This is a genomic window from Mucilaginibacter sp. (assembly GCF_036383575.1).
Lineage (GTDB): Bacteria > Bacteroidota > Bacteroidia > Sphingobacteriales > Sphingobacteriaceae > Mucilaginibacter.
In genome coordinates, this window is sequence record NZ_DASVOB010000549.1 from 1 (window position 1) to 8,648 (window position 8,648).

The 8,648-nt window shown below is 39.6% G+C and carries 6 protein-coding genes; 2 read left to right on the forward strand and 4 right to left on the reverse strand.

Translation table 11 applies throughout. The features are described from left to right. Positions 1-98 precede the first annotated feature (98 nt). The gene (locus VF500_RS19495) at positions 99-956 is read right to left on the reverse strand and encodes a hypothetical protein (RefSeq protein ID WP_330861282.1); all 858 of its coding nucleotides are present in this window, start codon (positions 954-956) and stop codon (positions 99-101) included. 42 nt (positions 957-998) lie between these two features. Further along, positions 999-1,343 carry a DUF1016 N-terminal domain-containing protein gene (locus VF500_RS19500; RefSeq protein WP_330861283.1) on the reverse strand — a complete coding sequence of 115 codons (345 nt, stop codon included), beginning with the start codon at positions 1,341-1,343 and terminating at the stop codon, positions 999-1,001. Between the two features lie 188 nt (positions 1,344-1,531). On the opposite strand from VF500_RS19500, the gene VF500_RS19505 reads away from it, so the two are divergent. Together VF500_RS19505 and VF500_RS19510 are read left to right on the forward strand one after the other, a co-directional pair. Continuing rightward, positions 1,532-2,959 carry an MBOAT family O-acyltransferase gene (locus VF500_RS19505; protein WP_330861284.1) on the forward strand — a complete coding sequence of 476 codons (1,428 nt, stop codon included), beginning with the start codon at positions 1,532-1,534 and terminating at the stop codon, positions 2,957-2,959. Between the two features lie 8 nt (positions 2,960-2,967). After that, positions 2,968-3,942, forward strand: a complete 975-nt coding sequence (locus VF500_RS19510) for a hypothetical protein (RefSeq protein WP_330861285.1) — start codon at positions 2,968-2,970, stop codon at positions 3,940-3,942. Between the two features lie 174 nt (positions 3,943-4,116). Here the strand turns inward: VF500_RS19510 and VF500_RS19515 are convergent, their stop codons facing one another. Then, entirely contained in the window at positions 4,117-5,637 is a 1,521-nt protein-coding gene (locus tag VF500_RS19515; protein ID WP_330861286.1) for a glycoside hydrolase family 32 protein, read from the reverse strand. A gap of 69 nt (positions 5,638-5,706) precedes the next feature. After that, on the reverse strand, positions 5,707-8,648 hold a 2,942-nt coding region (locus VF500_RS19520; protein WP_330861287.1), incomplete at its 5' end, for a sensor histidine kinase.

Below are 8,648 nucleotides of genomic sequence, written 5' to 3' on the forward strand. Positions count from 1 at the left end.
AGCTTTCAATCAGATCTATATCGGTTACACATCCGATTTAAATAATCGTTTTCTTTCCCATTAGAAGGCTTGAATACCCTAATGCTATTTGTTTTTCATTATTTTTCCCATTCGGCTTGGGTCAGAATTTCTAAAAATTCATCGCGAAAGTGCCAGGCAGATACATACCCGGCTGAGACAATGAAACTAATTACCCAAGTAGTCTTTCTCTTCCATAATTTAAATGCACAAATATCTGTTGCGGTAATAAAAGGACTCGTTTCATCTAAATGTTGATGTGAGGATGCTTTTATTGCCTCTTTACCACCAGTTCCCAAGGGAATAAGATTGTTATGAAGCTTTGTTTTTTTAATTATATCATTGTCTTTGTCGAAATTGATCAGGTAATCATTCCCTAATAATACTTCATCCGGTGCTGTTTGTGCAGTGATGACATATACTTTTTTTGCCCCATCTTTTATAATAGGAACAAGATTTAAACTGGTATTTTGATAGAATTTAAAGAGCGTGTCGTTTGAAACAACCTGTGCAGCTTTTGACCGGATGATATAGAAGTCTTTTTCAATTTCGGTAAATTTTCTTGTTGTGGTGTCGATACCGTATTTAGACGAGTCTAAACTATGGTCGAATTTAACTGTCGCTAATACTACTGGATCCTCATTTTTAGAAAAAAAGATAGTGGTCATTCCTTTTTCGGTCTCATAAGAAAAATATCCACCAGACAGAAGCTTCTTTCTGCCGAAACCGAAGGTAAAAATCTGCGTACTATGAACTGAAGCCCATTCAGAACGATAAAGCATCTCCCCCTCCGCGTTAATGCTATCAGCAATCTGTCTCAGCGCATTTTTTTGTGCCGTTGCGTTTCGCACCAGGATAAATAAGATAATCAATGTTAACCGCTTTTTCATTAATGGCGAAAAGGTTTGTGAATATAAATAACCTTGCGGATTTTGCATAACGCGGGTACATTACTCATTAGCAACCTTTCCCACAAACTGCTATAGATTTAACGTTCCAATTGGCGTACTCTTCATAGTTTCCATTATATAAAAATCGCGTTTATCCTGGCTATCAAGCCTGATGATAACTTTATATTGGCTCCAACTCAATTGCGAACGCAGTGCGTTCGCAATTGGGAACGTGCGGTAAAACTGGCGAAATAATTCTATCTGCCGTTTCGAAAACCCGCTGCCATATTCAGGCTCTAATTGATCAGCAATAAATTTAGTGAGGTAATTCCCATAATCCGCCCGGTGGATTTCCAATGAAGAAGCTATGCAATTGCTAAATATTAAAAGCAAGACCTTGCCTAAAGCCCCCATCTCCGATAAGTTGCCTTTCAAGTTCTGGGGGCATTTATTTGCAATAAGTCGTCAACGTTTACAAAAATTTCTGTACTTTTATCTCCAAGTACCGAGCCTTAAAACAAATAACAAATTGATTATTAATCAATCAATTATAAAAAAACAATCCCCTTTACTCTCTTTTTCTACAGCTTTCCTATCCCGAACTCACGTTACTTATATAAATTATGCTTTTCAACTCTATAAACTTCATATTCTTTTATATAATAGTAACCTTCCTGTATTTTGCATTCCCCTACAGATTTAGATGGATCATACTCTTAGCGGCAAGCTGCTACTTCTACATGGCCTTTGTGCCCATCTATATCCTGATATTAGGCTTTACTATTATAATTGACTACCTGGCAGGCATATATATTGAAAAGGCCAAAGACAAGCGGCGCCGGAAACTTCTTTTAGCCGCAAGTTTAATAGCCAATATAGGTATCCTGGCGATTTTTAAATACTTCAACTTCCTGAATCTCAATATAGATAGGTTTCTGGGGAAATTTAATTATCATGACCCGATACCTTATTTAACTATTCTATTACCTATCGGCCTGTCATTCCATACTTTCCAGGCCATGAGTTATACTATTGAGGTATACCGGGGCAATCAAAAGGCTGAAAGGCACTTCGGTATTTACAGTTTGTATGTAATGTTTTACCCACAGTTGGTGGCCGGTCCAATAGAAAGACCTCAGAATATCCTCCCCCAGATGCATACGGAGCATCGTTTTGATTATGAATTAATGAAATCAGGGTTAAAAATGATGCTTTGGGGGTTTTTCAAAAAAATAGTAGTGGCCGATCGTCTCTCCATTTTTGTAAATTCGGTATATAACAATCCGGAACTACATAACGGAACTACTATTGTTATCGCATCTATCTTTTTTTCGGTACAAATTTATTGCGATTTTTCGGGCTACACCGACATAGCCATTGGTTGCGCCAGGACCATGGGGTTTGACCTGATGAAAAATTTTGAACGCCCGTATTTTGCAACTAACATCCAGGACTTTTGGCGCAGATGGCACATCTCTTTATCAACCTGGTTCCGTGATTATTTATATATTCCACTGGGTGGAAACCGGGTATCAAAACCAAGACAATACTTCAATCTGTTTATTGTATTTTTAGTAAGCGGAATATGGCATGGTGCCAATTACACTTATATTATATGGGGTATTTTGCATGGTTTATATTCTGTCGTGTACATGATCATTAAACCATATTTACGCAAGGAGCCGCAAAGCAAGGCCGCCGCCACGGCAATACGAATAGGAAACATGGCTTTAACTGGCTTATTCGTAACCTTCGCCTGGATATTTTTCAGGGCCAATAGCGTTACGGATGCCTTTACATTGATACATGATCTAAGATCTTTTGGGGCGAAACCATTTTTTGGTGACGGGATAAGTAATTTTGCTCATTCTATTTTAGCAATATTCCTATTATTTGCAGTGGAGTATAAAATGGAATATTATCCGGAAAAATTCAATTTCTTTAATTCACCCAATATTGCTTTAAGATGGGGATCAGTAGCATTTACCATTATTTTGATAGTGCTTTTAGGAGTGTTTAATGGTGGCCAGTTTATATATTTTCAATTTTAATGAAAACCATGTCTTTTGCTAAGTTTCTGATTAAACCTGTCGCTTTTCTTGTAGTATTGATATTATTTGATCAGCTGGTGGGTGCTGGGTTCAGAAAAATCTATTTCAGTCAGCGTGTTGGGCAGTTTAGTCAAACAACTTATGCTATTGATAGCGCCAGGCAAGATATTATGATCTATGGGAGTTCAAGGGCAGTCCGTCATTACTCACCATCCATTATATCTAAAATAGTAGGGTTGAGTTGTTATGATTCGGGCCGGGATGGTTTAATGATACCCTATTCAACCGCCATGGAAGAAATTTCGTTAAACAGGCATACACCCAAACTCATCATATTAGACATCAGCCCCAGAGAATTAGGAATTGACCAGTCTAAATACGAAAAGTTAAGTATCCTGTTGCCTTATTGCGACAAGCATCCGGAGTTTATCAAATATATCCGGGAGATCAGTCCGTTTGAACCTTACAAACTTTTATCGAAAACCTACCCTTTCAATTCCTCAATATTTATACTGGGTACCAATGCGTTATTCCCTAAAACTGTAAAAAAAGACGATAATGGATATTTACCGTTGGAAGGTAAAATGACTAAACTTGAAGTAGATGACTATAGTTTAAGAATGAATAAACGCTATTTAAAAATTAAAAAGCGTAAGGATATTCCGGAGGAAAAGGGTATCAGGTATTTTAAAACCTTTTTGAACAACAGCGCCAAAAAAAATATTAAAACATTGGTTATTATTTCGCCCACCGTTTTAAAAAACCCTTTTTACCTGGACAATCAAACAGTAGAAAAGGAACTGATCGTGAAGCTTACCCGACAATATCCTAACGTAACATTCCTGGATTATTCATCAGATCCACACTTTAACTTTCGGCCCGAAAAATTCTCAGATGTATTTCACTTAAATAAACAAGGATCAGAGGAGTTTTCAAATAGCGTAGCGCTTTATATAAAAGCTACACTTACTAAAAAGATATAAAAATTGCGCCTGCTATTTATTATAATTGATCAGTAACGGGAGCTATTTCCATCTCTGGTCGAAGTTTAGCATCAGCGTAACTTCGTCCTAAAACACCACAAGCATTCTGCTTGTGTATCTGCATACAATGGATGAATGTGCAATTCCCGGAAAACATTCATATCCCCTCTTCCTTTAATTCCCCCTATTCAAATCCCACATTTTTAAACTCTTCACCACCGCTGCTCCCTCCGAAAACAAAGCTAAACCTGTAGCATCTCTATCAGGATAGATCATGGTTGAGATCACTTTTTCGCCATCATTACCAAACACTTCCAGCGATGACCGATCAAGCAATACCTTCACTTTAACAATACCGTTTACCGCTTTCATGGGAGCCGTCTGTACCAAATTTTCCGGCGACTTATTATCTTTTTCCGAACCGGTACAATCCACAAAAAGCTGTTGCTTTTCTGTGTCGTAGCCTACCATTACTTTTTTATCCGTCCCGGCTTTTTCGGCTACTTTAAACCCTACCTTCTTAGCGTTCCTGATATCAAACTCCGCGTCAATCCAATAAGCATTTCCATTATCCGGTAACTTTAACCCTGAAGCGCTGATATTGATATTCTTCTTTTCAACAGCTTCTCCCCGGGCATATTTATTCAGCGACCTGCTTACGAATATGGAAGGTAGTTGATTAAGTACCAGTCCATCACCGGTAGTTTTTAGCGACAGGTCATGAGGAATGGACATCTGCCCTTTCCATGGGTAAGTTTCCGGTCTGCCGTTTTGGAGCCAGCCTAACAAGATCTTTTTATTTTGAGGGGCATCCCTCCAGGCTATCGCGGCATAAAATGCATCGCCATAATCAACTTTTAATACCTTATTGCTATCATTAATACTTTTGAAGGTTGTGCCGTCAAAATCGCCAACAAAATATTGGATCAGCGGGCCGTGCTCCCCTCCCGAAGAAACGAAGAGTACCCATTTGATGTTTGCCGGGTTACCGTCAACTACCAATGGCAATAACGAAGGGCATTCCCAGCCATTTTTCGTAAAACCGGCCGGGCCGAAGTCGCTTAGCTTGTTCCATTCCTTTAAATTCTTTGAGCCGTAAAACCGCACCTTATGATCGTCAACCATCGATACGGTCATGATCCATTGCTGAGTTGGCTGATACCAGAAAACGTTAGGGTCACGAAAATCATGCATATTCAGATCGATAACCGGGTTGTGCGCATATTGCTTATAGCTTAAACCACCATCATTGCTATAGGCAATAAACTGCGATTCCTTTTTCTGTTTAGGCTGATCGGCAGTAAAAATGGCTACCAGCGGCGGCTTGCCATTTATGCCGAACCCACTGGTGTTGTTTTTATCCAAAACCACCGAACCCGAATAGATCCAGGTAGTAGTATCTTTTGTAAGTATCTCGGGAATGGCAACAGGAAGATGTTTCCAGGTTACCAGGTCCTTACTGGTGGCGTGCCCCCAGCTCATATGCCCCCATTTATTTTCAAATGGATTATGCTGATAGTATAAATTGAACTCCCTGTTTAAAAATACCAGCCCGTTGGGGTCGTTGGTCCAGTTAGCCGGCGGCGTAAAATGATATGCGGGCCGCCAATGTGGGGTGGGCACACCTTTTTCCTGAGCAAACGCGCTGCCGGTTAGCGAAATTAACCCAAGGCATAGTAGTTTAATTTTGTTCATGTTTTTCGGTTTAATAAATGCAGGTTTCTATTCACCTCAAAAATGCAGGAATAAAAATTTCATCTGCTATTAAGCGGCCGGTAAACTTAAATAAAATGTAGTACCTACGCCCATAGTTGTTTCAAACCATATTTTGCCATTAGCGTTTTCGATAGAATTTTTAATGAATGCCAGTCCCAACCCCGTTCCCGAACTTTTGGTGGTGAAGTTTGGCTCAAAGATCTTTTCGCGCATCTCTTCAGGGATCCCGTTACCATTATCTTTAATAGTAAGCAGGATATTTTTACTGGTTAGCAGGTAATTGATATCTATAACGCATTTCCTGTCATGAGGGGTAGCTTCAATGGCATTTTTTAACAGGTTGTTGAAACAGCGCAATAGCTGGTCTCGGTCGGCATTGATGGTGAATATGCCTTCGGGTTGCTGATAAGCAATCTGTACATTATCCATTTGTTTAAAAATGGTAACCGCCTGGTTCAGCATATCAAAAATATTGATCGGCTCAATGCGTGTATCCGGCATTTTGGCAAATGCCGAAAACTCCGAAGCTATTGACGACAAGCTTTCAATTTGCTCAACAAACGACTTGCTGAAACGCTCAAATTTTTGATCAAACTTCGGGTCCTTATCCTTCCATGATTTATCAAGCAGCTGCAAGCCCAGTTTTAGCGGCGTCAGCGGGTTTTTAATTTCATGCGCAACCTGCTTGGCCATTTCGCGCCAGGCGCTTTCACGTTCGGATTGTGCAAGCCGCTGGGCACTGTTTTCCAGTGCCGAGATCATTTTATTATACTCCTTAACCAATGCCCCGATCTCATCATCGCGCGACCATTTAATATGCTCGTTCTTTTTACCGTAGATGGTTTTGCTGAGACTTTGCTGTATAAAGTTTAGCGGTGCCGTTATCTGCCTGGCTATAATGATAGCAAACAAACCTATCGCTATAAAAACAATAGCGTAAACGTTAATCATTACATTAAGCAACGAGCTTATACGCTCGCGGTAATCCGTTTCATTGCTAAAGTAAGGCAGCTGGATATAGGCCACTGTTTTGTTTGATGAGGTAAGGGTTATAGGGGCATAAGCAGCTTTGTAGCTCAACTCACCGATTTTTTCATCGTTTACAAATTCGGTTTTTTGCAGTTTGCTCAAAAATATGAAGGCACGGGCATTCATTCGTTTGGCCACCAGGCCGTTTTCATAAATTTTGGGCTGGGTAGTTAGTAAAGGGAGGCCGTTGGTATCGAACACGGTAAGGTCGGTTGCATAAGTATTGGCCAGCTCGTTAAAATGAACCTGGCTTTCCTCGCTTATATGCTCAACATATTGGGTAAAAAGACCGTTTTCAAATGCGGATGCAATACGGGTTATTTTATCCCTGATCATTTTTTCCTGTTGGGTATGATATTGGTTGCTGATGGATAAAAAGGTAATAAAGCCCACAAGCACCAACGTCACCACTACGGCCAGGATCATCGAGATCTGGATACGGGTTTTGTACAATACCTTATCAAAATTTATCCTGAAATTGATCTTCAGCCCGTCTTCGGCTATGTTAAAGATCTTGATGCGGGCCCATGACCATTTTAAGGTGATAATAACCGCACTGAAGATCAATATCACTACCAAAAAGAAAGTAAGCGAAGTAACCGCATAATAAAGAGAGTTTTCCTCCCGGCTTACAACGATCAGGTTCCTTTCGCTGGGTCTATAAACAAGATGATTGTATGTTGTAAAGCTTTCATACCAGGCGTTGCTGTGGTTCTGCGTAGTTTTTTCGGTGTATTTTTTCAGGTCGGTTTTAAATTCGCTGTTATCAAGCGAATAAACGTAGGTACCACGCTGGCTCAGCAGTTTGTTATCACTATAAAAAGCATAGGAGTAATCTTTAAAATCATTTTCCGGGTTGATGTTGCCGTCAATAAGGAGCTCGGGAAAAGCACCCGATAATTGTAGCGGCTTTGATTTAAGCTCAATTACGATGGTGCCCAACTGCTTGTTACTGGTATTTACAGGCAATATGGCAAAGTAGTTCTGGTATCCGAAAGATTCATTCTCGCGGTAAAAATAGTCGGATACCTTAAATGAACTATATAGCACCAGATCTTTAAATACACTCAGCGAGTAGTTTTTATCTGCCGATGTTGGTTGTTCATTGGCATCAAATTCATGAACCTTAAACTCATACTTTGACAAATAACCATCAAAATAAAGCTTTTGAAAACGGGTTTTAAGGTACTCGCCGTTGTGCAGGCCATTGGTAAAATAGCGTACTATGGCCGTATCAGTAATAATTTGATTCTCTACCTTTTTAAAAATATAATCGGCGGTAGCATCATCCGGGATCTCCAGCTTTTGTACCAGGGCTTTCCGGGTCTCGTGCTCTTTCAAGTCCTCAAAATGGTTAAGCTTAATGGCCGCTATCAGGGCACAAACAAACACGATGCCTAAAAACGAAGTAGCAAAAAGCTGCTCTTTATAATAGATGAAACTATAGCCCCTTATCAATACCAGCAGCGCCCATAATATATAAAACAGCGTAAATTCGTGGTAGTACGCAAACACAACGGTAGTTATGGCTATTCCAAATAAGAGCAGGAATAGCTGATGTGTTCGCGGTACATTCAACTTCAGACATACGGTTAAAACGATTTCATTAAGCAGGTAAAATATCAAAAAGCTAAAGCACAGCATTAATACGCCCAGCATGCTGAACCCCGTTAAGCTGAGTACATTATTTACATCAAAATTAATTTTTGAGTTGATAACCAAGCCATAAAACAAACTTAACAATGAAGTTGATACAACTATAAGTGTTAGAATAGAAATAACAACTATAATGTAGCCGGTAGTTTTATTTTGTATATCGTTCAAAAATTTGCGCCGCTGCCTGTACACAAAAGTTACAAACCAAAAAATGACCAGGATATTGATACAAAAATCGCCCAGCGAAGGATAAACCAGGCTTGAGCCATAAAATATGGGATTGAAGATACTGAGCTTATAAGTAA